General features: G+C 71.4%; 21 protein-coding genes. 17 read left to right on the top strand and 4 right to left on the bottom strand.

Annotated elements, in window-relative coordinates:
- Positions 1–33: 33 nt before the first annotated feature.
- The 12 genes from ABZT04_RS23680 (at position 34) to ABZT04_RS23625 (ending at position 14274) form a co-directional block, all read left to right on the top strand.
- Positions 34–1560 carry a glycosyl hydrolase family 28 protein gene (locus tag ABZT04_RS23680; RefSeq protein WP_356058943.1) on the top strand — a complete coding sequence of 509 codons (1527 nt, stop codon included), beginning with the start codon at positions 34–36 and terminating at the stop codon, positions 1558–1560.
- Complete coding sequence (locus tag ABZT04_RS23675; protein ID WP_356058942.1) at positions 1557–4886, top strand: alginate lyase family protein; 3330 nt, start codon at positions 1557–1559, stop codon at positions 4884–4886. The genes ABZT04_RS23680 and ABZT04_RS23675 overlap by 4 nt, the downstream gene beginning before the upstream one ends.
- Positions 4887–4913: 27 nt before the next feature.
- Complete coding sequence (locus tag ABZT04_RS23670; protein ID WP_356058941.1) at positions 4914–6164, top strand: alginate lyase family protein; 1251 nt, start codon at positions 4914–4916, stop codon at positions 6162–6164.
- A 117-nt stretch (positions 6165–6281) separates the two neighbouring features.
- Positions 6282–6395, top strand: a complete 114-nt coding sequence (locus tag ABZT04_RS23665) for a putative leader peptide (protein ID WP_356058940.1) — start codon at positions 6282–6284, stop codon at positions 6393–6395.
- 67 nt (positions 6396–6462) lie between these two features.
- Positions 6463–7347, top strand: a complete 885-nt coding sequence (locus ABZT04_RS23660) for a glutathione S-transferase C-terminal domain-containing protein (protein ID WP_356058939.1) — start codon at positions 6463–6465, stop codon at positions 7345–7347.
- 414 nt (positions 7348–7761) lie between these two features.
- Positions 7762–8742, top strand: a complete 981-nt coding sequence (locus ABZT04_RS23655) for an amino acid ABC transporter permease (protein ID WP_356058938.1) — start codon at positions 7762–7764, stop codon at positions 8740–8742.
- Entirely contained in the window at positions 8739–9536 is a 798-nt protein-coding gene (locus ABZT04_RS23650) for an amino acid ABC transporter ATP-binding protein (RefSeq protein WP_356058937.1), read from the top strand. The genes ABZT04_RS23655 and ABZT04_RS23650 overlap by 4 nt, the downstream gene beginning before the upstream one ends.
- 56 nt (positions 9537–9592) lie before the next feature.
- Positions 9593–10621, top strand: a complete 1029-nt coding sequence (locus ABZT04_RS23645; protein ID WP_356058936.1) for an ABC transporter substrate-binding protein — start codon at positions 9593–9595, stop codon at positions 10619–10621.
- Positions 10622–10697: 76 nt separating this feature from the next.
- Positions 10698–11444: a GNAT family N-acetyltransferase gene (locus tag ABZT04_RS23640; RefSeq protein WP_356058935.1), complete on the top strand. Its 747-nt coding sequence runs from the start codon at positions 10698–10700 to the stop codon at positions 11442–11444.
- A 47-nt stretch (positions 11445–11491) separates the two neighbouring features.
- A complete protein-coding gene (locus ABZT04_RS23635; protein ID WP_356058934.1) occupies positions 11492–11581 on the top strand; it encodes a putative leader peptide in 90 nt (29 codons plus the stop codon).
- Positions 11582–11690: 109 nt separating this feature from the next.
- A complete protein-coding gene (locus ABZT04_RS23630) occupies positions 11691–12881 on the top strand; it encodes an LLM class flavin-dependent oxidoreductase (protein ID WP_356058969.1) in 1191 nt (396 codons plus the stop codon).
- Positions 12882–12900: 19 nt separating this feature from the next.
- Complete coding sequence (locus tag ABZT04_RS23625; RefSeq protein ID WP_356058933.1) at positions 12901–14274, top strand: NtaA/DmoA family FMN-dependent monooxygenase; 1374 nt, start codon at positions 12901–12903, stop codon at positions 14272–14274.
- A 16-nt stretch (positions 14275–14290) separates the two neighbouring features.
- Here ABZT04_RS23625 and ABZT04_RS23620 read toward each other — a convergent pair whose 3' ends face one another.
- Entirely contained in the window at positions 14291–14665 is a 375-nt protein-coding gene (locus tag ABZT04_RS23620; protein WP_356058932.1) for a hypothetical protein, read from the bottom strand.
- A 48-nt stretch (positions 14666–14713) separates the two neighbouring features.
- Here ABZT04_RS23620 and ABZT04_RS23615 point away from each other — a divergent pair, with 48 nt between their 5' ends.
- Both ABZT04_RS23615 and ABZT04_RS23610 read left to right on the top strand, forming a co-directional pair.
- Positions 14714–15163, top strand: coding sequence for a GNAT family N-acetyltransferase (locus ABZT04_RS23615; RefSeq protein WP_356058931.1), 450 nt, complete (start codon positions 14714–14716; stop codon positions 15161–15163).
- Between the two features lie 318 nt (positions 15164–15481).
- Positions 15482–17356: a LuxR C-terminal-related transcriptional regulator gene (locus tag ABZT04_RS23610; RefSeq protein WP_356058930.1), complete on the top strand. Its 1875-nt coding sequence runs from the start codon at positions 15482–15484 to the stop codon at positions 17354–17356.
- 221 nt (positions 17357–17577) lie between these two features.
- Here ABZT04_RS23610 and ABZT04_RS23605 read toward each other — a convergent pair whose 3' ends face one another.
- Positions 17578–20181, bottom strand: coding sequence for a CHAT domain-containing tetratricopeptide repeat protein (locus ABZT04_RS23605; protein ID WP_356058929.1), 2604 nt, complete (start codon positions 20179–20181; stop codon positions 17578–17580).
- Between the two features lie 109 nt (positions 20182–20290).
- Between ABZT04_RS23605 and ABZT04_RS23600 the strand changes: the two genes are divergently transcribed.
- Genes ABZT04_RS23600 through ABZT04_RS23590 form a run of 3 tightly spaced genes read left to right on the top strand, consistent with a single transcriptional unit; the run spans position 20291 to position 22892 of the window.
- Positions 20291–21727: a S8/S53 family peptidase gene (locus ABZT04_RS23600; protein WP_356058928.1), complete on the top strand. Its 1437-nt coding sequence runs from the start codon at positions 20291–20293 to the stop codon at positions 21725–21727.
- Positions 21724–22362, top strand: coding sequence for a sigma-70 family RNA polymerase sigma factor (locus ABZT04_RS23595; protein WP_356058927.1), 639 nt, complete (start codon positions 21724–21726; stop codon positions 22360–22362). The genes ABZT04_RS23600 and ABZT04_RS23595 overlap by 4 nt, the downstream gene beginning before the upstream one ends.
- A gap of 5 nt (positions 22363–22367) precedes the next feature.
- Entirely contained in the window at positions 22368–22892 is a 525-nt protein-coding gene (locus tag ABZT04_RS23590; protein ID WP_356058926.1) for a hypothetical protein, read from the top strand.
- 3 nt (positions 22893–22895) lie between these two features.
- On the opposite strand, the gene ABZT04_RS23585 is transcribed toward ABZT04_RS23590, so the two are convergent.
- Together ABZT04_RS23585 and ABZT04_RS23580 are read right to left on the bottom strand one after the other, a co-directional pair.
- Positions 22896–24119 (bottom strand): cytochrome P450, encoded by a 1224-nt coding sequence (locus tag ABZT04_RS23585; protein WP_356058925.1) that lies wholly within the window; start codon positions 24117–24119, stop codon positions 22896–22898.
- Between the two features lie 58 nt (positions 24120–24177).
- Positions 24178–24978, bottom strand: coding sequence for an N-formylglutamate amidohydrolase (locus ABZT04_RS23580; protein ID WP_356058924.1), 801 nt, complete (start codon positions 24976–24978; stop codon positions 24178–24180).
- Between the last annotated feature and the right edge of the window lie 65 nt (positions 24979–25043).

Raw genomic sequence — 25043 nt, 5'->3', positions numbered from 1 at the left:
TCTGCCCTTCCGCCCTTCTGCAAGGAGTCGTACATGAACACGCCCCTGTCCCGGCGCTCAGCCCTCCAGGCGGCCGGTGCCACCGCGCTCGCCGCCGGTCTCTCCGGGCTGACCGCCACGGCGGCCCACGCGGACGGCGCCAAGTCCCGCCCCAGACTGGTGACTTACCCGCGTCCCGCGAGCATGCCGACCAACACCAGCTTCCAGGTGCGGGTCCGCACCGCCCCGCACGGCGACTGGCAGACCCTCGACATCTACCGGCCGCAGTTCGAGGAGATCAACGCGACCACCGGTGGGGGCAAGGTCTACAACTCCTCGATGGCGTACTTCGACTTCGACGGCTCGGCCGAGATCGAGGTCACCTACCTCAAGGGCGGCACCACCAAGGCCCGGGTGAGACCGGACGCGCTGGGCATCACGCCCGAACTCCTCGGCGACACCCTGCGGTTCACCCTGGACGAGCCGAAGGACGTCGTCGTCCAGATCAACGACGAGATCTTCGACGCCCTGCACCTGATCACCAACCATGTCGAGCACCACGCCCCGTCCGCCGACGACCCGGACGTCATCTACTTCGGCCCCGGCGTCCACACCGTCACCGGCGGCGTCCTCACCGTGCCCAGTGGCAAGACCGTGTACCTCGCGGGCGGCGCCGTCCTGACCGCGCAGGTCTTCTTCAAGAACGTCGAGCGGTCCCGCCTCACCGGCCACGGAGTGCTCTACAACAACCCCAACGGCGCCATCCTCTGCGAGGGCAGCAAGAACATCCGGGTCGACAACGTCATCATCCTCAACCCGGCCGGCTACGCGGGCACGTTCGGTGAGAGCGAGAACGTCCGCATCACCAAGGCGCGCGCGTTCAGTTCGAAGGGCAACGGCGACGGTTTCGACGTCTTCTCATCGACCGGGATCACCTTCGACGGCTGCTTCATGCGCAACTCCGACGACTGCATCGCCATCTACTGCCACCGCTGGGACTACTACGGCGACACTCGCGACATCACCGTCCAGAACTGCACCCTGTGGGCCGATGTCGCGCACCCGATCAACGTAGGCACGCACGGCAACACCGACGCGCCCGAGACGATCGAGAACCTCGTCATCAAGAACATCGACGTCCTGGACCACCGCGAACCCCAGATGAACTACCAGGGCTGCATCGCCCTCAACCCCGGTGACTCCAACCTGATCAAGAACGTCCGCATCGAGGACGTCCGGATCGAGGACTTCCGCTGGGGCCAGGTCATTTACATGAAGGTCATGTTCAACACGAAGTACAACACCTCGGTCGGCCGCGGCATCCAGGACGTGTACGTCAAGAACCTCAGCTACGCCGGCACCCACGCCAACCCGTCGCTCTTCCTCGGCTACGACGCCGAACACGCCATCGACAACGTCACGTTCGAGAACCTGGTGATCAACGGGGTCGTCGTCGCGGACTCGATGAAGAAGCCGAGCTGGTTCTACACCACCGACGAGATCCAGTGGTTCTACAACGAGCACGTCACCAACCTGAAGTTCCTCACCACCGCCGAGGCCGAGGCGGCCGCCGCGTCATGAGCATCCCCGCACCGAGCCGCCGGGGCTTCCTCGGCGGCACCGCGGCCCTGCTGCTGGCGTCGGGCGCGAGCGGACTGCTCGTGCCCGGCCGGGCGGCGGCGGCCCAGGACGACACCGGGACGACCTTCACCCACCCCGGCCTCCTGCACACCGCCGACGACCTCGCCCGCATGAAGGCGGCCGTCACCGCGAAGCAATCCCCGGTCTACGACGGCTACTTGGCGCTCGCGGCCCACGCCCGCTCCTCGTCGTCGTACGCCGTGCAGAACACCGGCCAGATCACCACCTGGGGCCGCGGCCCCGCCAACTACCAGAACCAGGCCGTCGCCGACTCGGCCGCCGCCTACCAGAACGCCCTCCTCTGGGCGGTCACCGGAGACACCGCGCACGCCGACAAGGCCCGCGACATCCTCAACGCCTGGTCCGCCTCGCTCACCGGCATCACCGGAGCCGACGGACCGCTCGGCGCGGGGCTCCAGGCCTTCAAGTTCGTCAACGCCGCCGAACTGCTCCGCCACACCGGCTACGACGGCTGGAGCGCCGCCGACATCGCGCGCTGCGAGGAGTCCTTCCTCCGCGTCTGGTACCCGGCGCTGTCCTGCTACGCGCTCTACGCCAACGGCAACTGGGATCTGACGTCCCTTCAATCCCTGCTGGCCATAGGGGTGTTCTGCGAGGAACCCACCCTCTTCCACGACGCGCTGCGCTTCGCCGCGGCCGGCGCGGGCAACGGCAGCGTCCTCCACCGCATCGTCACCGCCGCCGGCCAGGGCCAGGAGAGCGGCCGGGACCAGGGCCACGAACAGCTCGCGGTCGGCCTGCTCGCGGACGCGGCGCAGGTCGCCTGGAACCAGGGCGTCGACCTCTGGGGCTTCGACGACAACCGCATCCTCGCCAACGTCGAGTACGCCGCCCGCTACAACCTCGGCGGCGACGTTCCCTTCGTGCCGGACCTCGACCGCACCGGCAAGTACATCAAGCTCACCGTGTCGGCCATCTCGCGCGGCCCTCTGCCGCCGATCTACGAGATGGCGTACGCGCACTACGCCGGCGTGCGCGGACTCGACACCCCGTACACGAAGAGCGCGGTCTTCCACGGCACCGGCGGCACCCGGGTCGTCGAGGGCAGCAACGACGACCTGCCGAGCTGGGGCACCTTCGCCTACGCCGGCGCGACAGCGACCTCGCAGACCGTGCCGACACCGCCGGCCGGTGTCACGGCGGTCGGCGACGACCGTTCGGTCACGGTGACCTGGCTGCCGTCGACCTGGGCCGACTCCTACACGGTCCTGCGGGCGACGGACGTGGACGGCCGCTACGAGAAGATCGCGTCCGGGGTGGGGCAGCCGACGTACACGGACCGGCACGTGCACGCCGGGCGGACGTACTACTACACGGTTGAGGCCTCCAACACCCTGGGGAAGAGCGGCAGTTCGGCGTGGGCGGCGGCCTCCGCCGGGCTCCCCGGGTCCTGGTCGAGCCAGGACGTGGGGGCGGTGAAGATCCCCGGTTCCGCCGCGTTCGACGGCGAGCGCTTCGTCCTGGAGGCGAGCGGCACCGCCGACACCCACCGCCTCGTCCACCTCCCGCTGCGCGGCGACGGCACGGTCACCGCCCGGATCGTGTGGCCGCTCAGCTCGCAGTACTCCAAGATCGGCGTAACCGTCCGCGCCTCCCTCGACGCGGACGCGGCCCACGCCTCGATGCTGATCCAGGGGCTGCCGCTGCACACCTGGAGCGGGGTGTGGACGGTACGCCCGTCCACCGGAGCCGATGTCTCCGCGACCGGCAGCACACCCGTGCCGCCCTCCCAGCAGCAGGCGATCACGGTGAACGCGGCCTTCCCGATCTCCGACCTCGGCGCCCTGCCCGAGTCGGCGACACCGCTGGAGGCGCCCTACGTCGAGGGCGCGGGCGACGGCTACCGGCTGCGGGAGCCCTACTGGGTGCGCGTGACCCGGAAGGGTGCGCGCTGCACCGGCGCCATCTCGCCGGACGCCGTCCACTGGACCGAAGTCGGCTCCACGGACGTCGAGTTGGGACGCACCGCGTACGTGGGCCTCACTCTCACCTCCTGCCTCGGCGTCGACGAGGACTACGCCGAGACCGGCACCGGCGCCTTCGACAACGTCACCGTGACCTCCCCGTCCGGAGTGGTCTGGCAGGTGCCCCGCCCGACCCGTACCCCCACCGACCTACGGGCTGACACCGGCGCGGACGCCGTCGAGCTGGCCTGGACCGACCCGGACCTGTGCGCCCGCTACACCGTGCTGCGCGCACCCCGCGCCGACGGACCGTTCAAGACCCTCGCCACCGACGTCGGCCCGGTCGGCTTCGGCACCCGTATCCGGTACGCGGACGCGACGGGGACGCCGGGAACGACGTACCACTACCGCGTCGCGAAGACCAACGCCGGTGGCCGCGGCCCGCGTTCGGCGCCCGCCCAGGCGGTGATGCCGACTCCGGCACAGCCCCAACTCACCTCCGCCACCACTGCGTTCACCAACCAAGGTGCCGAGTTCCGCCATCTGCTGCGGGCCTCGCACGAACCCGTACGGTTCACCGCGGACGGCCTGCCCGCCGGGCTTCGCCTCGACCGGAGCACCGGGCTGGTGTCCGGAACCCCCACGGAGACAGGTGAGTTCACGGTCGCGACGACCGCGGCCAACGCCTCCGGCACCACCACCGGCACCGTCGCCCTCACCGTCGGCACCGCCCCGCCCACGCCGTGGACGTACGGCGACCTCGGCGACACCGTGCTCGACGACCGTGCCTTCGGGACGCTGGGCGTGGTGGCGATCATCACGCCGGGCAGCACGTCGTACGACGGCGGCACCTTCACGGTGCGCGGCGCGGGCGTCGACCTGAACGCCAACGGCCAAGGAATGACAGGGCAGTTCGTACGGCGGCCGGTCAGCGGCGACTGCGAGGTCGTCGCCCGGATCGTCTCCCGCGGTGGAGTGACGACCGACCGGGTCGGGCTGCTCATGGCCAAGTCGCTGTCGCCGTTCGACCAGGCGGCGGGCGCCGTCGTCACCGGCGGGAGCAGCGCTCAACTGATGCTCCGCAAGACCGTGGCGGGTGCCTCCGCCTTCACCGGCGGCGCTGCCGTCACCCTCCCCGCCCTGCTGCGGCTGAAGCGCGCCGGGACCGCGTTCAGCGCGGCCCTGTCCACCGATGACGGTGTCACCTGGACCCCCCTCGCCGACGGAGAGATCCCCGGCTTCGGTGACGCCCCCTATTACGTCGGCCTGGTGGTCTGCTCGCGCAGCCAACAAGTCCGCTGCACCACGGAGTTCGACGAGGTGAGCATCACGCCCACCTGATCCTCCACGGATTGGAGATGCACAGCGATGAGCCGCACTTCCCCCCACGAGCACCTCCGCAAAACCGAGTTGAGCCGCCGCGGTCTTCTGAAGACCGCGGGCGGGCTCACCGCCGCCGTCGCCCTCGGCGGCGCCACGGTGGCCACCACCGCTGACGCGGCCCCGGCCACCTTCACCCACCCCGGCATGCTGCACAACGCCGGTGACATCAACCGCGCCAAGGTCAGGGTCGCGGCGGGAACCGACCCCTGGCTGTCCGGCTGGAACCGGCTGACCGCCAACTCCCACTCCCAGTCCACCTGGACCAACCGGGCGACCGCGACGATCATCCGCGGCGGTACCGGAGAGAACTACGCCACGCTCTACAACGACATCGCCGCCGCCTACCAGAACGCCCTGCGCTGGAAGGTGGGCGGCACCGAGGCGAACGCCGTGTGCGCCGCCAACATCCTCAACGCCTGGTCGAGGACGCTGACTACGGTCACCGGCAACGCGGACCGCTTCCTCGCCTCCGGCATCTACGGCTGGGAGTTCGCCAACGCGTGCGAGCTGATGCGCGACTACAGCGGCTTCGACCTGGCCGCCGCCCAGGAGATGCTCGCGAGCGTCTTCTATCCGCTCAACAACGACTTCCTGCTCAACCACAACACGGCCTGCATCACCAACTACTGGGCCAACTGGGACCTGTGCAACATGGCCTCGATCCTGGCCATCGGGATCCTCAACGAGGACAAGGCCAAGTACGACCAAGCCGTCACCTACTTCAAGTCGGGCGCGGGCAACGGCTCCATCGCGCACGCGGTGCCGTACCTGTACACCGACTCCGACGGCTACGCGCTCGGCCAGTGGCAGGAGTCCGGCCGCGACCAGGGCCACACCATGATGGGCATGGGCCAGATGGGCGCGATCTGCGAGATGGCCTGGAACCAGGGCGACGACCTGTACTCGTACGACAGCCGTCGCTTCATGAAGGCCGCCCAGTACGTCGCCAAGTACAACACCGGCAGTGACGTGCCCTTCACCACCTACACCTGGGGCACCGGGCAGAGCTGCGCCCAGTCGTCCCAGACGGTGATCTCCACCGCCTCGCGCGGCCAGGTCCGCCCCGTGTGGGCGATGCTCCACTTCCACTACAACCGGCGGATCAACCTCGACGACAAGTACATCTCGGCCATGTACTACGACCTCGTCACGCCCGAGGGCGGGGGAGGTGACTACGGCACCGACAGCGGCGGCTTCGACCAGCTCGGCTTCGGCACCCTGATGTACGCGAAGTAGCGGGCCCGGCATGTCCACGGGTCGGGCACCGGTGCCCGACCCGTGGACGCCCTCTTGACCCCGGACGACGGTGGATCGACACTCCAGTAGGGAATCCTAGTGAACAGGTAGGGAAGCATGGGGCGCTTTGAGCCGGTCACCAGCAGCCGCGTGGACCGTTCGCCTCTTCTGACCTCCCGCCGTCACATCGACCTGCTGCGGGTGTGCAGCGCGATCAGTCTTCCGCGCTGAGCCCTTTCCACCGCTCGACGACGCTTCCGCCGCGCGTACGTCCACGCGCCCGTACCCGGGGAGTCCCATGTCCGTCACACCTCTCGCCGCCGTCCCCTCGCCCCGGCCCACACCCGCGTTCCGGGGCCGGATCGGGCGCGACGCGCGCAGCGGGCACTACGCCGTGCCACGCCGCTACCGCCTCCATCTCTCCACCGCCTGCGCCGACGGCCTGCGCATCGCCGTCACCCACAGCCTGCTCGGCCTCGACGAGAGCTGTCCGGCCGAGTTCCTGTCCGCCGTGCCCGACTGTCCCGGCGGCGGCCACTTGGCGCTGCGCCCGCTCTACGAGGCGAGCGCCCACCGCTACTCGGGACCGGCCGCCGCGCCGGTGCTCAGCGACGACTGGTCCGGCCGGATCGTCAGCACCCACGCCCCCGACATCATGCGCGACCTCGCCCGGCACTTCGGCGAGGGCGGACCCCAGCTCTACCCGTGCGGCGCCGAGTCGGAGATCGAGGCCGTCGAACGGCTCTGCGCGCAAGGCATCGAGGACGCGGCGCAGCGGGCCGGCGCGGCCGGGGTCGACCAGGAGGAGCGCGACGAGGCGCTCGGCCGGCTGCTGGAGACACTGGGCTCGCTCGACCGCTGGCTGGAGGGCCGCGAGCACATGCTCCGCGACGAACTCACCGCCGCCGACGTCGAGTTGTGGGTGTCACTGGTGCAACTCGACACCGTGCACCGCAACCACCTGGACGCCGCCGCCGTGCAGCGCGTCGCCGACCACCCCCACCTGTGGGCCTACGCCCGCCGACTGGCCGCCCACCCGGCCTTCGGCGCCCACCTCGACCTCGACGGCATCGCCCGCCGCCACCACGCCCGCTGCCAGGGCCTTGAGGCCGCCGGCGCGGCTGTCCAGATCCTGGACTGGGCGGCCCACGCTGCCGACGAAACCGGGGCTTGCCGCAGGTGAGCGAGGTCCGCGCCGTCCGTCTGTCGGACGGGCATTGACATTCGTTCGGTCAGTTGCCTTAACTTGCGAAACGCGAGGCCCGCAGGGGCCCACCAGCGATGGGTGACGGACATGTACGCAGTTCTCCGGACGGCAGCACGCCGCTCCGTGGGCTGCGTACCGCCGTACGCGACCCCACTGGTCGCCGACCGAGCCGTCGATCTGCTCCGGGTCAGCAGCGCACTGTGTACCGCAGCGGGCCGTGCCCGCTGTCGGGCCTGACGATCAGTCGGCCCACGCACCTCTGACGCACACCCGCCGCTGCCGGTGTGCTCGACCCCTCCCCGCCCCCGGTCCCGTGCACCAGCGCGCGCCGTTCGCCGCCGCGCGCTTCACCGCCACGGACCGGGGTCCGCGAACCTGCCGGAGCCCACCATGAGTGAACCCCCTGGCGCCGTCGTGTCCCTCGCCGTGGCACCGACTGCCGACGAACCGTCAAAACCCCTCACCGCACAGCGAGTTCAGCCGCTGCGCCGACCCGGCCGGTGGATCGTCACCCTGGTCGTGCTGGTCGTGGTCGCCCAGTTCGTCCACGGCCTGGCGACCAACCCCTTCTACCAGTGGAGCCGCTTCGGCTACTGGTTCCTGCGCCCGACGATCCTCGACGGACTCGTCATCACCCTCGAAGTGGCCGCACTCAGCGCGGTGTTGGGCCTCCTCGGCGGCATCCTGCTCGCCCTGGCCCGGCTCTCGAAGAGCCCGGTGCTGCGCGCCACGAGCTGGACCTATGTGTGGGCCCTGCGCTCGATCCCGCTCATCGTGGTGCTGATCTTTCTCTACAACTTCAGCGCCCTGTACCAGACCCTCAGCGTCGGCGTCCCCTTCGGCCCCGCCTTCTTCTCCTTCGACGAGTCGAAGCTGGCCACCGACATGGCCGTCGCGGTCATCGGCCTCAGCCTCAACGAAGCGGCCTACGCGGCCGAAGTGGTCCGCGGCGGCATCCTCTCCGTCGACCAGGGCCAGCACGAGGCGGCCGCCGCCCTCGGCCTGCCGAAGGGCTACCAGTTCCGCAGGATCGTCTTCCCGCAGGCACTGCGCTCCATCACCCCGAACTACGTCAACCAGTTGATCGGCCTGATCAAGAGCACCTCCCTGGTCTTCTACGTCTCCCTGCTCGACCTCTTCGGCTCCGCGCAGACGATGGGCTCCACCTACCCCGGCGACATCGTGCCGCTGCTCCTGGTCGTCACCGTCTGGTACCTGATCCTGACCAGCGTCGTCTCCGTCATCCAGTTCTACGTCGAGCGGCACTACGCCCGGGGCGCCACCCGCGCCCTGCCGCCCACCCCGCTCCAGAAACTCCGCACCGGTGCCGCTGATCTGCGGGCCCGCATCCGCAGGGAGGCCGCCGTATGACCACGCACACGATCGAACCGCTGACGGACATCACACCCGCCGCCGTGGAGGTGCACGACGTCCACAAGTGGTACGGCTCCCACCGGGTGTTGGACGGCGTCGACCTGACCGTACGGCCCGGCGAGGTCACCGTGATCCTCGGCCCGTCCGGCTCCGGAAAGTCCACCCTGCTGCGGGTCATCAACCACCTGGAGAAACCCGAGATCGGCTACGTCAGCGTCAACGGTGAGCTGATCGGGGTGAAGCAACAGGGCGGCACGCTCAAGGAGTTGAGCGAGCGGGCCATCCTCGCGCAGCGCGGCCGGATCGGGTTCGTCTTCCAGAACTTCAACCTCTTCCCGCATCTGACCGTCCTCGACAACGTCGCCGCCGCACCCGTCGCCACCGGCCGGCTCGGCAAGCCCGAAGCCCAGGAACTGGCAAGGGAGTTGCTCGGCCGCGTCGGACTCGCCGAGAAGACCACCGCCTACCCGAGGCAGCTCTCCGGCGGACAGCAGCAGCGCGTGGCCATCGCACGCGCCCTCGCCCTGCGCCCCGGCGTCATCCTCTTCGACGAGCCGACCTCCGCCCTCGACCCCGAACTGGTCGGTGAAGTCCTCTCCGTCATCAAGGACTTGGCGACCAGCGGCACCACCCTTGTCATCGTCACCCACGAGATCGGCTTCGCCCGCGAGGTCGCCGACCGGGTCGTCTTCATCGACGGCGGAAAGATCGTCGAACAGGGCCCGCCGCACGAGGTTCTCGACAATCCACAGCACGAGCGGACCAGGGACTTCCTCAGCAAGGTCCTCTGAGCCCCGCCCCTCAACTCCCTTTCAGACAGCCCCGAACACCGAGCCTAGGAACAGCCATGCCTTCTCCCAGCCTGCGCGGCAGAGTCACCCGCGGACTCACCGCCACAACCGTCCTCGCCTCCCTCGCCGGCGGGCTCGCGGCCTGCGGCGGCGACAGCGACGCGGCCACCACGACGAGCAACGCCGCCTCCGGCACGGTCACCGTGGGCGCGCTCTCCAACGGCGCCGCCAAGGAGACGACGCTCAAGGTCGGCGAAGTGAAGGCGATCAGCGCCGAGTTGCCCAAGGCGATCGCCAAGAGCGGCAAGCTGGAGATCGGCGTCGGCTTCCTGCCCGCGGGTTCCCCGCCGCTCGGCTACGTCGGCTCGGACCAGAAGACCCTCACCGGTTCCGAGGCCGACATCAGCCGCCTGGTCGCCGCGGTCCTCGGTCTCAAGCCCGAGTTGAGCAACTCCACCTGGGAGAACCTCTTCATCGGCCTCGACAGCGGCAAGGTGCAGGTCGCCTTCTCCAACGTCACCGACACCGAGGAGCGCAAGGCGAAGTACGAGTTCGCCTCCTACCGCGAGGACAACCTCGGCTTCGCGGTGAAGTCGACCAACACCTGGAACTTCGACGGGAATTACGAGAACCTCGCCGGCAAGACCGTCGCCGTGGGCGCGGGTACCAACCAGGAGCGGATCCTCCTGGAGTGGAAGAAGAAACTGGCCGCCGAGGGCAAGAAGCCGCTCACCGTCAAGTACTTCCAGGACAACAACAGCACCTACCTCGCGCTGGCCGCCGGAAAGATCGACGCCTACCTCGCGCCGAATCCCTCCGTCGCCTACCAGGTCTCCCAGACCAAGGGCACGGCCAAGGCGGTCCGCAACGCGGGCACGTACTCCGGTGCCGGATCCTCCCTCCAGGGCCTGATCGCGGCCACCGCGAAGAAGAACAGCGGCCTTGCCAAGCCCCTCGCGGACGCCATCAACTACCTGATCAAGAACGGGCAGTACGCCAAGTGGCTGGCCGCCTGGAACCTCTCCAACGAGGCCGTCGCCACGTCCGAGGTCAACCCGCCCGGACTGCCCCTCAGCGACTCCTGACCCACCTCCGCAAGGGGACCCCGCCCCGCCCGGCGGGGTCCCCGCCCCGTGCGACCAGTACCGGAGCCGTCACCCGATGTCTTCCACCGCCAGTATCGACACCATCGACACCACCACGTCCCACGTCCTGGACAACCCGGCCTGGGCCGCGCTCACCGGCCCGCACGCCCACTTCGCGGAGCGCGTCGGCCGTGCCGCCCGCTACCCCGTCGACGTGGCCGGCTTCCACGCCGTCACCGACAACGACGACCCGCGCGCCTGGGCGGACCTGGCCACGCTTGTTGGCCCCGGCGGCACCGCCGCGCTGCGCGGAGTGAGCGAGGTCCCGGACGGCTGGGGGATCGTCCGCTCCGGCGAGGGCGTCCAACTCGTGGACACCGGGCTGCGGGCCGAGCCCGACCCCGAGGCCGTACGCCTCGGCCCTGACGACGTACCCGAGATCCTCGACCTGGTCGCCCGTACCGAACCCGGCCCCTACCTGCCGCGCACCGTCGAACTGGGCACCTACCTCGGCATCCGCCATGACGGCAGGCTCATCGCCCTGGCCGGCGAACGCCTCCACCCGCCGGGCTGGACCGAGATCAGCGCCGTGTGCACCGACCCGAACCACCGCGGCCGGGGCCTGGCCACCCGACTGGTCCGGGCGGTCGCCGCCGGCATCAGGGAACGCGGAGAGCACCCCTTCCTGCACGCGGCGGCCACCAACGCGAACGCGATCCGGCTGTACGAGTCGATCGGCTTCAGTCTGCGCGCCCGTACGGTCTTCTCGCTCGTCCGGTTCACCGGGCCGAGTGCCGTCGCCAGTCCGGAAGAAACGGCGTAGTCGTGCCGTTGTCCCCTAAGAAGCCGGATTCCGTGGAGGTGGAGCACATGTGTGGCGCGTCCATTCACCACGTGTGTCTCACCACGCGGCAGCACATAGATCTGCTGCGGGTGGCCGGCGCGCTCTGTCGCCCCTGACGCCGTTGCCCAGCCGCCGTGCGCCCGTGTCCACGGGCCGGCGATCTCGTACGGACCTCCAGGAAGGCACCCATCCGTGTCATCGACCTCCCCTTCTCCCTTGTCCCCGTTGCATCTCGCCGTCGCCCTCGACGGCACCGGCTGGCACCCGGCCTCCTGGCGCGAGCCGGTGGCCCGGCCCCGGGATCTGTTCACCGCCGGGTACTGGGCCGACCTGGTCGCCGAAGCCGAGCGCGGCCTCCTCGACTTCGTGACCTTCGAGGACGGTCTCGGCCTGCAGTCCTCTCACTACGGCGAGTTGGACGGCCGCACCGACCAGGTCCGCGGCCGCCTCGACGCCGTGCTGATCGCGGCCCGGATCGCACCGCTCACCCGCCACATAGGCCTGGTCCCGACAGTGGTGACCACGCACACGGAGCCGTTCCACATATCCAAGGCGATCGCCACCCTCGACTACGTCAGCACCGGCCGTGCCGGGCTGCGGGTGCAGATCAGCGCCCGCCCGCACGAGGCCGACCACTTCGGACGGCGCACCTTCCCGCCGACCAGCCTGGAGACACTCCGCACCCCGGCCGGACAGGAACGTCTCGCCGAGCACTTCGACGAGGCCGCCGACTACATCGAGGTCGTGCGCCGCCTCTGGGACAGTTGGGAGGACGACGCCGAGATCCGGGATGTCGCCACCGGCCGCTTCGTCGACCGCGACAAGCTGCACTACATCGACTTCGAGGGGCGGCACTTCAGCGTCAAGGGCCCCTCCATCACTCCCCGCCCGCCGCAGGGCCAGCCGGTCGTCAGCTCCCTGGCCCACCAGACCATCCCATACCGGCTGGTGGCCCGCGCCACCGACATCGGCTACGTCACCCCGCACGACGCCGACGAGGCACGGGCGATCGTCGCGGAGATCCGCGCCGAACAGGAGGCGGCGGACCGCGCCGACGAGCCGCTGCACATCTTCGGCGACCTCGTGGTCTTCCTCGACGACGACCCGGCCGCCGCGACCGCCCGCCGTGCACGCCTCGACGCCCTCGCGGGGGAGCCGTACACCAGCGACGCCCGCATCTTCGCCGGTACGCCCGCCCAACTCGCCGACCTGCTCCAGGAGTTGCAGTCGGCAGGCCTGACCGGCTTCCGGCTGCGGCCCGCCGTCGCCGGCCACGACCTCCCGGCGATCACCCGGGGCCTGGTCCCCGAACTCCAGCGCCGGGGCGCCTTCCGCACCACCTACGAGGCCGACACCCTGCGCGGGCTGCTGGGACTCGCCCGCCCCGCCAACCGCTACGCCGCCGCCAACGCCTGAGCCGGAGGGACCGCACGACATGAGCAAGCCCCTGAAGCAGATCCACCTGGCCGCCCACTTCCCCGGCGTCAACAACACCACCGTGTGGAGCGACCCCGCGGCCGGCAGTCACATCGAGTTCAGCTCCTTCGCGCACTTCGCCCGCACCGCCGAACGCGCCAAGTTCGACTTCCTGTTCCTGGCCGAGGGTCTGCGCCTGCGCGAACAGGGCGGAAAAATCTACGACTTGGACGTCGTCGGCCGCCCCGACACCTTCACGGTCCTCGCCGCGCTCGCCGCCGTCACCGACCACCTCGGACTGACCGGCACCATCAACTCCACCTTCAACGAGCCCTACGAGGTGGCCCGCCAGTTCGCCAGCCTCGACCACCTCTCCGGCGGCCGCGCGGCATGGAACGTGGTCACCTCCTGGGACGCGTTCACCGGCGAGAACTTCCGCCGCGGCGGCTTCCTGCCGCAGGACGAGCGCTACTCCCGGGCCAAGGAGTTCCTCGCCACCGCGGGCGAACTCTTCGACTCGTGGCAGGGCGACGAGATCGCCGCCGATCAGGACACCGGCACCTTCCTGCGGGACGCCAAGGCCGGAGCCTTCGTCCACCAGGGCCAACACTTCGACATCCACGGCCAGTTCAACGTCCCGCGCTCACCGCAGGGCCGCCCGGTGATCTTCCAGGCGGGCGACTCCGACGAGGGCCGTGAGTTCGCCGCCTCCAGCGCCGACGCCATCTTCAGCCGGTACAGCACCCTCGACCAGGGCCAGGCCTTCTACACCGACGTCAAGTCCCGCCTCGCCAAGTACGGCCGCCGCTCGGACCAGTTGCTGATCCTCCCGGCCGCGACCTTTGTGCTCGGCGACACCGACGCCGAGGCCGAGGACCTGGCCAAGGAGGTGCGCCGCCAGCAGGTCAGCGGCGCCACCGCCCTCAAGCACCTCGAATTCGTCTGGAACCGCGACCTGTCCTCCTACGACCCGGACGGCCCGCTGCCCGACATCGACCCGGACGTCAGCGACAACCACATCTCCAAGGGCCGCGCCCAAGTACGCATGTACCGCGACCCGTTGGCCACCGCCCGCGAGTGGCGTGAGCTGGCCGCCGCCAACAAGTGGTCCATCCGAGACCTCGTCATCAACACCGGCAACCGGCAGGCCTTCATCGGCTCCCCGGCCACGGTCGCCCGCACCATCAACGACTTCGTGCAGGCCGATGCCAGCGACGGCTTCATCCTCGTCCCGCACATCACCCCGAGCGGCCTGGACCCCTTCGCCGACAAGGTGGTCCCCCTCCTCCAGGAACAGGGCGTCTTCCGCACCGAGTACGAGGGCACCACCCTCCGCCACCACCTCGGCCTCACCCACCCCGACGACGCCCGCGACGAACGCGCGGCGTCGTGAGCGTACGGAGGCGGGTTCACTCCGCCCAGTCGAGCTGATGCTCCGGAGTCCCCACCGACCGCCCGTACGCGACCGCTTCGGCGCGGCCGGCTTCATCACCGCGCCGATACCGGAACACCTTCCCGGCGAAGACGACCACGCGCTCGTCGCCGACGGTGAAATCGGCGTACCAGCCGAGGGTGGGCTCCAGAGCGGCGGCGAGCGCCTCGGCGACCGCGTCGGCGGCGCCGTCGTCGTCGGCCTCCCACTCCACGAGCGTCCAGACGCCGGGCTGCCCGGCCGCCGCGCTCGCCGACACATCGGTCCGCTCCACCTTGCGGATGCGCAGCCCATGTGGCGCGAACACAGCACCGGGGCGCAGACTTTCACCGAGCACATATCCCGTGATCATGTCCCATCTCCTCTTCGCGGTCGGCGGCTCTCTGCCATGATCGACGCCATGGCCGTCCGTATCGAGTCCGCCGACGTCTTCGACCTCCACCGGGTTCTGGAGGACCACGCCCGCTACTGGGGAGAGCGTGACCTGCGTGCGCTCCATCTCACCGCGCTGGTGCAGGAGTTCGGGTCCACCTGTCTGGTCGCCCGCGCCGACGACGGCATCCGCGGATACCTCTTCGGGTTCGTCACGCCGGATCACACCGGATACGTACACCTTGTGGCGACCAGGGACGACGCGCGCGGCACCGGTCTCGGCCGGAGCCTGTACACGGCGTTCATCAAGGCCGCCGGACGGCAGGGCGCGGTCCGCCTCAAGGCGATCACCTCGGTCACCAACGAGGGCTCGATCGCCTTCCACCGCACGCTCGGTTTCGACGCGCGCGTCGTGGAGGACTACGACGGCCCTGGCCGACCCCGCGTCGTCTTCACCCGCGATCTGGTATCCCACTAGCGGACACAGCGGCGTGGCCGGGAAGACGTCTCCCTCCCCCGAAGGCGACGTTTCCCCGGCCGCTTCCCCCGGCGCCGGACTGTGGTCGTCCGCCCGCATGCGGCTGTACACATGCTGTGACCAGCACATCACCGCGGTGTCCCCCGACCCTCAGGTGGAGTACAGGCGCACACGGACGAAGCAGCGGCGGCCCTTGACGAGCCGGACCTTGAGTGTTGCGTGCGACCAGACTGCCGGTGACCGTTCCCGGGCGCCTGAGTCGAGGGCTACTCAAGTCACCCTGTATCAGGGGTGAGTAGCCGGACTCATATCTGCGTGATGACTTTCGAACAGGACGCGAAGACCCTGGAGCTGCCCTGGCCATTCACCGGCCGGGAGGACGAACTCGAACTGATCCGAGGGTCCTTGACGACCGGCCGGCACGGCATCGTGGTCACAGGTCCGGCCGGCCGGGGCAAGACCCGGCTGGTCACCGAGGCCGTCCGGGGCGGCGACTGCGCCAGGGTCACCGGGACACCCGAGACCCGCCATCTGCCCTTCGCCGCGTTCGCCCACCTGCTGCCCGAGAGCGTCTCCCTGCACCGCGCGGTCCAACTCCTGTCCGGCGTACGGCTCCTGGTGGACGACGCCCATCTCCTCGACGACCACTCGGCCGCCGTCGTCCACCAACTCGCCGTCCACGGCCGTACCCGCCTGGTGGTCGTGGTGGCCGACGGCGACCCCGTGCCCGGCGCGGTGCCCCGGCTGTGGACGGGCGAGCTGCTGCCACGTCTCGCGCTGGGGCCGCTGCCCCGGGACGAGACGGCCCAGTTGCTCGCGGCCGGCGTCGGCGGCCCGCTGGAACCCCTCACCGTGAACCGGCTGTACGGCCTCTGCCAGGGGGACCTGCGCCTGCTGCGCGACCTGTTCCGCGCGGTGCGCCAGGCCGGGCAGCTCACCCGGGCCACGGACGCCGGCGAATGGGCGTGGCGCGGCCCGGTGCCGGTCACCGCGACGGTCCGCGAACGCACCGCGCAAGTCCTCGGCCGCACCGACGTCTTGGAGCGCGAGAGCCTCGAACGCCTCGCCTTCGCCGAGCCGTTGGCGCCGTCCACGGACGACTTCGACCTCGACGTCCTCGAACGCCTCGAAGCCGAAGCCCTGATCGACATCGACGACCTGGGCGCCGTCCGCCTCACCCACCCCCTCCACGGCCCCGCCCTGCGGGCCGCCGCCGGTCGGCTCAGGGCCCGACGGCTGGCTCGCACTCCCGAGCAGTGCACCCCGGCCCTCGCGGCCGAACGGGCCGCGCTGACCGACCGCATCGACCGCACCGACGTACGACCGCTGCCGACGCCGGTGGGGGAGTGGCTGGTCGCGGAGGGCGCACCGGTACCGGCCGGGTACGCCGCCGTACGCGCCCGGTTCGCGCGGCTGCGGGGCGAGCTGCGCGAGGCGGCGGCCTGGGCGCGCGAAGGGCTCCGGGAGGCCTCGGGCAGCCCGGCCTGCGAGGTCGAACTCACCCTGGCCGCCGCCCAGTCGGGCGAGGTACCGGCCACCGACGAGGCCGTGGCAGACACGGGAAGCTGGCTGGCGGCGGCACGGGGCGATGTGGAGACGGCGCGGGAGACCGCGGCCGCCCGATGGCGGGAGGGCGAGGAGCCACGAGGTTCCGCTTGGGAGGCCGGCAGGCCCGCCGCGTACGCCCTCTACGACGCCGTACGCCTCGGCGCTCCCGAACGCGTCGCCGGCCGGCTCGCCCGGCTGCCCGGCGACGGACCGGCCGTCCTCGCCCGGCACGCCGAGGCGCTCGTCGACGGCGACGGACCCGCGCTGGACCGGGTGGCGGGGGAGCTGGAGCAGCGCGGGTTCCTGCTCTTCGCGGCCGAGGCGCACGCCCAGGCCGTACGGGCGCATCGCGACCCGCGCGCCGCCCGTATGTCCCGGACCCGCGCCGTCGCACTCGCCCGTCGCTGCCAGGGGGCCCGGACCCCGGCGCTGTCCGGTCTGGTCCTCGGTGAACTCACCGCCCGCCAGCGGCAGATCGTCACCCTCGCCGCCGCGGGCCTCAGCAACCGGCAGATCGCCGAGCGCCTCACCCTCTCCGTCCGCACCGTCGGCAACCACCTCTACAGCGCCTACAGCCGCCTCGGCGCGAGCGACCGCGCCGCACTGCCGTGGCTGGTGGAACTGCCGGCGGCGCAGTCGGCGTGAGGAGTGAAGGGGCGGGCCGGGGGCCGGGCGGCGGTGCGCGGCGCGTCGGTACGGTTCCGGGACAGCGGGCTGAGCGGTGCCGGGTGGACCGCACCGAGCCCGGAGGGTTCCCCCTCGCGTTGCCCCGGCAGGGGCCGGCCGCCGCGCTGATCGCCGCGTTACCCGGCCTGCCCGTCGCCCCGGCACCCGCCCTCTGCCAGCGGTCCCGTGGCCCCGCCCGGTCAAGCCGCCCCGAACGCCGTGAACGCCCACCCCGTCGCCTGATGCACCGCGTCCCCCGGCAGCGCCGCCCGGGCGTCGCGCAGGGCCTCCGCCAGGGACAGGCCTGTACTGAGGCCCTTGTGGAGGGCGAGCATCAGGGGGACCACGGCGGCGTCGTTGACGGGGGCGCTGCTCGCGACCACGCCCGCCGTGCCCAGTGGGAGCAACGCGGTTACCAGGCCGAGGAGTTCGTCCGCGCCGACCGAGGCGAACCGTGCCGTGTCGCAACTGGACAGGATGATGCGGTACGGGCTGCGGGCGAGGCGCTCGAAGTCATGGACGATCAGCGGGCCGTCGGCCATGCGTAGGGACGAGAACAGCGGGCTGTCCGCGCGGAACGTGCCGTGGGCGGCGATGTGGGCCAGGGTCGCGCCGTCCAACTCGGCCAGCACCCGGGGGACGTCGGCATCGCCGTGTTCCAGGACCGTGGGCCTTCCGTACTGGTCGGCAAGGTCCGGGACCTCGGCGCCACCGGTCGCGAGGCCGGGCCCGCGTACCAGGACATGGCGGCCACCGGGGGGTGGCTGGGTGTCCAGGGCGCGCAGCCAACTGCCCGCCGACGGCGAGACGCTGAGCACGCGGTCCCGCAGCGAGGGCAGCAACGCCCAGGGGACGCGGTGGAGTCGGCCCGGGGGGACCACCACCACCGGCCCACAGCCCAGGTGTTGGGCCGCCTCTCCGAGGAGGAGTTCCTCCAGGCGTCGGCCCGCCGCCTCCACCAGCGGGAGCCTCGCGTCCGCGCCGGGATGGGCCAGGCGCCGTAGCCCCGCCTGGACGTGTTCCGCCTCGGCCATCGCCTCCGCGAGCAGGCCCGCTTTGAAGCGGCGGACCCGGCCCTGGCCGCACAACAGGGCGTGTACGCGGCCGTCGACGACGGCGAGTTCCACCAGTCGCCCCTCGCCGAGGCGGGCCAGGAGGCGGGAGGGGTCGAAGCGATCGCCCTCGCCGGGGGCGTCGCCGCGCATATGGAGGGTGCGGGAGCGTATCTCCCGTTCCAGACGCCGCTGTTCGCGTTCCAGGGCCGGTACCGGGCGGCCCTCCATCCGGGCCTCCTCCGCGCGGGCGGCGATCTCGCGGAAGGCTGTCAAGTTGCTGAGCAGGACCGGGTCGGCGGGCGGCCGGGTGGGCGGGGTGGACAGCGCGGTCGCCCGCCAGCGCTCGCTCCACACGAGCAGCCGCCGAGGGCCGCCCGAGTCGAGGCTCGCGCGCTGGGCGAGCGCCGCGAGTTCGGCGCCCTGAGCGGTCGCTCGCGCCCGCAACTCCGAGGCGCCCAGGGTCGTACGGTGATCGTCGAGGACGTCGAGCCCGCGCCGGCAGGCCTCCAGGACTCCGCGACCGGAACCCGCGGCCCGCGCGCGCAGCGCCTGTGCCGCCCAGCCGGTCATCCGGGCCAGCGGCGGACCGCCGCGTCTGCTGCGGGCGGCCACCGCCAAGTGCCGTTCCGCGTCCGCCGTCCAGCCCAGCGCGAGCGCGATCCGGCCCGCGAGGAGCGAGGCCTCCGGCGCGGACGGTGAGCCGAAGCCGGCCAGCCGGTCGGCCACCGCGGCGGCCTCCGCCACCAGCCGCCCAGAAGCCCGCCCCGCCGTCAACCGGGCCTCGATCAGCACCAGTCGGGCATGCGTCTCCCACCAGGTGCGCCGCTGCGCGGCGAACAGCCGTACCGCCAGCGCCGCGCGTGCGATCGCCGTCCGCGGATCGTCCGCGAGCCGCGCCGCCCGGGCGGCGACGAGCAGCAGCTCCGCCTTGCGGGTGGACTGCCCGCCGATGCCGTCGAGCAGCGCGACCGCCGTGTCCGCCTGGGCCAGCGCCTCCGCGGCCAGGCCCGCGCTCAGCAGGACCTCGCAGCGGCGGATCGTGAGCATGAATGTCGGGGTGGTGAGCTTGGCGTACATCTCCTCGGCCTCGTCGAGGAGTTGGAGCGCGACCGGGATGTCGCCCGAGCGGAACCTGGCCAGGCCCCGGCTCTCGACGGCGTCGGCCTTGTCGTGCTCCTGGCCGGTGGTCTCCCAGAGCACCTCGGCTGCCGTGAAGTCCGCGTCCGCCCGGTCCACCGCCCCGAGCGCCAGATGCACGGTCGCCCGCAGGGTGAGCGCCCGCGCCGTCCAGATCACGTCGTCCACCTGCCGCAGCACGGGAATCGCCCGCCGTACGTCCTCCAGCGCCTCCCGGTGATGGCCCAGCACCCACCAGACGTAGGCCCGCCGGTACAGGACCCGCGCCCGGGTCTGACCGGTGCCGCGGGCGATGCCCCGCTCGAAGGCCTCCAGGCCCTGCCGGGTACGGCCCGCGTGCACGAGAGCCACCCCGAGCGTGCCGAGGACGTCCGCCTCCCGGTCCGCCGAATCCGCGCGCGCCGCGAAGTCGCGGGCCCGCCGCAGATGGTGCAGGGCGAGCCGCAGATCGCCGAAGTCCCGCTGCCACATGCCGATCGCGTGATGGGCCACGGAGGCCCGGAACGGCGTCGGATCGGTGTCGAGCACCTCCCGCGCACCGGCCAGCGCCTCGCCCGGAGCCGCGAACACCATCGGCAGAAGTTCGAGAACCGAGTCGCTTCCCGCTGTCACTCCTCGGATGGTAGTGGTCCCCGGTGCACACCACACAGGGGTGGCGCTGTATCAAGGAGCGGTCCCGCGGCTCTGACTGACGAACGCCGCCTCAGGGGGAGGACCCGCCATGGCACCACAGCGATTCCACGAGCAGTTCGACCAGATCCAGCGCTCGATGCCCGACACCCCTCTCGCGATGGGGCCGGACGACTCCGCCGAGTTCTTCTACGAGAAGGGCGTCGTTCTCGCCCGCGACGGAGAGGAGGCCCGTCTCGTCGAGGACACCGTACGCACGCACTTCACCGAGACCGCCGGCCTCACGGCGGACTCGGTGCGCCGCGCGGGCCCCGAGACCAACCGGTCCGGCATCACCCGCATCCAGGTCGGCGACCCGGGCCAGGGCGACCGGCGCGGCGACCACGCCGTGGCGAACGCGCTGCGCTCCCTGCGCGAACCGGAAGGACGCGCCGGACGCCGGCTCGTCAGCCGCAACCACGTGGTGTCGATCGCGGTGAACGCCTGCCCCGGCGACGAGCCGGTGCCCGTCCCGCTCACCGAGGGCGCCAACCCGGCACCCGAGGAAGCCGGTTACGACGCCGACACCGCCGTGGGCGTCCTCGTCATCGACACCGGCCTCATGCACGACTACCAGTCGTACCCGCTGCTGGCCCACGTCCAGGGCGACCCCCAGATCAGCGAGACCGACAGCGCCGGAGTGCTCCAGCAGTACGTCGGCCACGGCACGTTCATCGCCGGGCTCGTCGCGGCCGTCTCGCCCAACACCGAGGTGACCGTCCGCAACACCCTCAACGACGCCGGCGCCATCCTCGAATCGGAGTTCGGCGAGGCCCTGTTCGCGGCCGTCGACCAGAACGGCTGGCCCGACGTCATCAGCCTCTCCGCCGGCACCTCCAACGGCCGCACCGACGGACTCCTCGGGATCGAGGGCTTCATGCGGGAACTCCGGGGACAGCGCACCCTGTTGGTGGCCGCGGCCGGCAACAACGCCAGCGCCACGCCCTTCTGGCCCGCCGCCTACGCCGATCTGCCCGACTACGAGGACGTCGTCCTGTCCGTCGGAGCGCTGCGCAGCGACGGCGAGTTCGGCGCCTGCTTCAGCAACCACGGCGCCTGGGTCAAGGCCTACGCCCCCGGCGAGCGCCTCGTCGGCCCCCTCACCGGCTTCGTTGCACCCACGCCGTACACCTACCAGCACACCACGTACGACGCCTGCCGCTTCGGCTTCACCTACGCCTGCACCTGCCAATCGCCGCGGCACGCCGGTGTGTTGAGCCAGGCGGGGGAGACGGAACCGGGCACGCCGGACCAGGTGTCCTTCGCGGGGCTCGCCCAGTGGAGCGGCACCTCGTTCGCGACGCCCGTCGCCGTCGGCATGGTCGCCGCCTTCATGACGGCCAACAAGGAGACCGACGCCCGCGCCGCCCGCAGGCAACTCCTCACCGCCAACACCGAGTACGCCGAAGTGCGCGGGGCGCATGTACCGGCGCTGCGCCCGTCCACCTGGCGCCCGGTGCCCGTCGCGCCGCTCACCCCTCCGGCATGAGGGCCGGAACCGTCCCCTCCACGGCGTACGATGACATGCCGTACACAAGGGGTGGGACCGTGGATCGTGCACAAGTCGGCACGCTCGTCCAGTCCGCCGTCGACGGCGACGCGGCGGCCTGGAAGGCGATCGTGGAAGGGTTGAGCCCCCTGGTCTGGTCGGTGGTGCGCGCCCACCGGCTCTCCGACGCCGACGCCCACGAGGTCTACCAGACCGTGTGGTTCCGCTTCGCCCAGCATCTGCGGCGGATCCGGGAACCGGAGAAGACCGGCTCCTGGCTGGCGAGCACCGCGCGCAACGAGTGTCTGAAGGTGATCAAGGGTCTCAAGCGGCTCATGCCCACGGACGATCCGCAGGTCCTCGACCGGATCAGCGAGGAGCGCACGCCCGAACAGTCGCTGATCGAGTCGGAGGAGGCCGCCGCCGACGCCGAGCGCATCCGCCGGGTGTGGCAGGAGTTCGAGGAACTGGGCGAGAGGTGCAGGCAGTTGCTGCGGGTCCTGATGGCCTCGCCGCCGCCCAGCTATCAGGATGTGTCCGCCGGCCTGGGCATCGCCGTCGGCAGCATCGGACCCATGCGCCAGCGCTGTCTGCGCCGGCTGCGGGCCCGACTGGACGCCCGGGGGGCGGTGTGAGCGGCATGTACGACGACGGTCCCGACGCGTTCGACGCGTTCGGCCAGGAGCCCTTCGACGACGAGGAGCCGGACGACGAGTTCGGTGGTGAGTTCGACGACGGACTCCTGGAGGAGGAGTTGCGGCAGGCCGCCGCCATCCTGGACCCGGTCCCCGTCGAACTGCGCCAACTCGCCCTGGACGCCTACGCCTTGTACGACCTCGACGCCCGGCTCGCGGAGCTGACCTTCGACTCGCTGGTCGACGCGATCCCGGTCAGAGGGGTCATGGACATGCCCCGCATGCTGACCTTCACTGCGGGCGACCTGACCGTCGACGTGGAGGTGACGAGCGAGGGCCTGATCGGTCAGGTGATGCCGCCCCAGCCGGCCGGCATCGAGGTCCTGACCGGCCCGCAGGCCCTGCGGCCCACCGCCCTCATGGCCGACGGCCTCGGCCGCTTCACGAGCGACGTCCCCCCGACCGGCCCGTTCGCGCTACGGCTGCGGGCCGGGGGAGAGGTGGTCGTCACGGAGTGGCTGCGGGCGTGAGGTCTACCAGGTGACCGGCAGGGTCTGCGGTCCCCGGATCATGGTCTTGCGGCGCCAGACGATCTCCTCGGCGGGGACGGCGAGTTGGAGTCCGGGCAGTCGGTCCAGCAGGGTGTCGACGAGGAGTTCGGTCTGGAGGCGGGCCAGTACGGCGCCGGTGCAGTAGTGGACGCCGTTGCCGAAGGCCAGGTGGGAGTTGGGGTCGCGGTCGACGTCGATGCGGGCCGGGTCCGGGAAGACGGCCGGGTCGCGGTTGGCGGCGAGATAGGAGACGTAGACCGGATCGCCCGCGCTGATGCGTTGGCCGTGCAACTCGACGTCCTCCAGGGCGATCCGGGCCAGTCCCACCGAGGAGCGGTGCGGGATGTACCGCAGGAGTTCGTCCAACGCGGCCTCCCGTGACTCGGGTTGGGCGCGCAGCCGTTCCAGCAGTTCGGGCCGGGTGAGCATCAGGTACAGCATCTGGCCGCAGTTGTGGGTGACCGCCTCACCGCCGATCTGGAGGGGGCCCGCGAGGCCGGATGCCTCCTCCTCGCTGATCTCGCCCCGGGCCACGGCGGTGCCCAGCAGCGAGTACACATCGCTGCCGTCGCTCTCGGCGCGGGCGCGGATCGTGTCGGTGATCCACGCGTACATCGCGTTCTTGGCACGGTCGGCCGCCTCGGCCCCGCCGGACGTGGAGATGATCTGCCGCGTCCAGGAGTGCACCCGCTCCCGGTCCTCCTCGGGTACGCCCATGACCTCGCTGACCACCGCGAGCGGGAACGGTTCGAGGACCCGCTCGATCAGGTCTGCCGGGGGCCCGGCGGCGACCAGCCCGTCGACGAGCGTGTCGAGCAGTGCCTGTGCTCGCGGTCGCAGCCGCTTCATCGCGCCGACCGTGAAGGCGCCGGCGACCGGCTTGCGCAGCCGGTTGTGGTCGGGCTGGTCGGCGAAGGCCAGGGATCCCGGGCGTGGCTTGAAGTGCGGGGCCATGCGCGTGATGTGACGGTTCGTCACCTCCGCGCGGCCGAACCGCGGATCGTTGGTGATCATCTTCACGTCGTCGTAGCGGGTGGCCAGCCATGCCCAGCCCTCGCCGTGCGGCAGCCGGATCCGGGTCAGCGGGCCCTCGCGCATCAGCTCCGCGAGGACCGGGTCGAACTCCGTGCCGGTCAGGTCGAGCGGGGGCCAGTCCCGGACGGGGGGCGGGGCCTGGCCGGTCAGCGTGGTGGTCTCCTCGGTCATGCTGTCCACCCTCGTACGCCCCCGGCCGCCTGTCCTGCGGGAGTGCTCCAGCCGGAGGTCAGTCCGTCACGGCTGCCACGAGCGCCGCCAGCGCCGCGGCGATCCGGGCGACGTCGGTGCCGGTGGCCGCGCCGCCGGGCTCCGCCATGTATGCGTCCCGGCGCAACTCCACCATCAGCGCGCTGACGGCCGGCTCCTTGCCGTAGAACTCCAGCGGGACGTACGTACCGCTGAAGGGGCTGCCGACGCCGACCTCCCCGCATCCCGCGAACGCCTGGTGCGCCGCCGCCAGCAGGGTGGGAGGGGTGTGGAAGGCGTCGGTGCCCAGACAGACGGGCGGGCGGGGGCCGGTGCCGTGGAGTTCGTAGGGGAGCGGGGCGGTCGGGTAGGAGTGCACGTCGATGACGACGGCCCGGCCGGTCGCGGCCAGCCGGTCGGCGACCGCCTGCGTCATCGCCCGGGCGTACGGGCGGAAGTAGCGGTCGAGCAGCGGCTCGGGGTCGTGATCGGCGGCCCGTAGCTCGGCGCGGTGTGTGGTGCGGGTGTAGACCGCGCCCATGCCCACGGCGAGCATCTCCTCCCGCTCGTCCGGGAACCGCTCCGGATCGACGACCAGCCGCGACAGCCGGTTCACGAACCGCCAGGGGGAGAGGGCACACGCGCGTGCCGCCTCGGCGGCGATCCGGGCCGTGTGGCTGTCGGTGATGTGGTCCAGCTCGCGCTCCAGCGCCGGGCCGTCCAGCAGGATGTCCGCGCGTACGTCGGCCGGTATCTCCCGCGCGGCGTGCGGCACATGGAGGATCACGGGCGAGTCGGCGGCGCCGGGCAGCAGTTCGAAGGACGGCGCGGTGGGGGACACGGCGGCTCCCGGGGGCGTTGTCAGTGGCGTGGTGCAGGATCAAGGTATCGGCTACGACGATCACG

This window comes from Streptomyces sp. NPDC005492 (assembly GCF_040605995.1).
Lineage (GTDB): Bacteria > Actinomycetota > Actinomycetes > Streptomycetales > Streptomycetaceae > Streptomyces.
Note: the sequence above shows the minus strand (reverse complement) of the source record. Positions and strands in the feature narration are given on the sequence as shown.

Coding starts and splice junctions, on each gene's coding strand:
- ABZT04_RS23680 (WP_356058943.1), top strand. CDS start 34: ATGAACACGCCCCTGTCCCGGCGCTCAGCCCTCCAGGCGGCCGGTGCC.
- ABZT04_RS23675 (WP_356058942.1), top strand. CDS start 1,557: ATGAGCATCCCCGCACCGAGCCGCCGGGGCTTCCTCGGCGGCACCGCG.
- ABZT04_RS23670 (WP_356058941.1), top strand. CDS start 4,914: ATGAGCCGCACTTCCCCCCACGAGCACCTCCGCAAAACCGAGTTGAGC.
- ABZT04_RS23665 (WP_356058940.1), top strand. CDS start 6,282: ATGGGGCGCTTTGAGCCGGTCACCAGCAGCCGCGTGGACCGTTCGCCT.
- ABZT04_RS23660 (WP_356058939.1), top strand. CDS start 6,463: ATGTCCGTCACACCTCTCGCCGCCGTCCCCTCGCCCCGGCCCACACCC.
- ABZT04_RS23655 (WP_356058938.1), top strand. CDS start 7,762: ATGAGTGAACCCCCTGGCGCCGTCGTGTCCCTCGCCGTGGCACCGACT.
- ABZT04_RS23650 (WP_356058937.1), top strand. CDS start 8,739: ATGACCACGCACACGATCGAACCGCTGACGGACATCACACCCGCCGCC.
- ABZT04_RS23645 (WP_356058936.1), top strand. CDS start 9,593: ATGCCTTCTCCCAGCCTGCGCGGCAGAGTCACCCGCGGACTCACCGCC.
- ABZT04_RS23640 (WP_356058935.1), top strand. CDS start 10,698: ATGTCTTCCACCGCCAGTATCGACACCATCGACACCACCACGTCCCAC.
- ABZT04_RS23635 (WP_356058934.1), top strand. CDS start 11,492: ATGTGTGGCGCGTCCATTCACCACGTGTGTCTCACCACGCGGCAGCAC.
- ABZT04_RS23625 (WP_356058933.1), top strand. CDS start 12,901: ATGAGCAAGCCCCTGAAGCAGATCCACCTGGCCGCCCACTTCCCCGGC.
- ABZT04_RS23620 (WP_356058932.1), bottom strand. CDS start 14,665: ATGATCACGGGATATGTGCTCGGTGAAAGTCTGCGCCCCGGTGCTGTG.
- ABZT04_RS23615 (WP_356058931.1), top strand. CDS start 14,714: ATGGCCGTCCGTATCGAGTCCGCCGACGTCTTCGACCTCCACCGGGTT.
- ABZT04_RS23610 (WP_356058930.1), top strand. CDS start 15,482: ATGACTTTCGAACAGGACGCGAAGACCCTGGAGCTGCCCTGGCCATTC.
- ABZT04_RS23600 (WP_356058928.1), top strand. CDS start 20,291: ATGGCACCACAGCGATTCCACGAGCAGTTCGACCAGATCCAGCGCTCG.
- ABZT04_RS23595 (WP_356058927.1), top strand. CDS start 21,724: ATGAGGGCCGGAACCGTCCCCTCCACGGCGTACGATGACATGCCGTAC.
- ABZT04_RS23590 (WP_356058926.1), top strand. CDS start 22,368: ATGTACGACGACGGTCCCGACGCGTTCGACGCGTTCGGCCAGGAGCCC.
- ABZT04_RS23585 (WP_356058925.1), bottom strand. CDS start 24,119: ATGACCGAGGAGACCACCACGCTGACCGGCCAGGCCCCGCCCCCCGTC.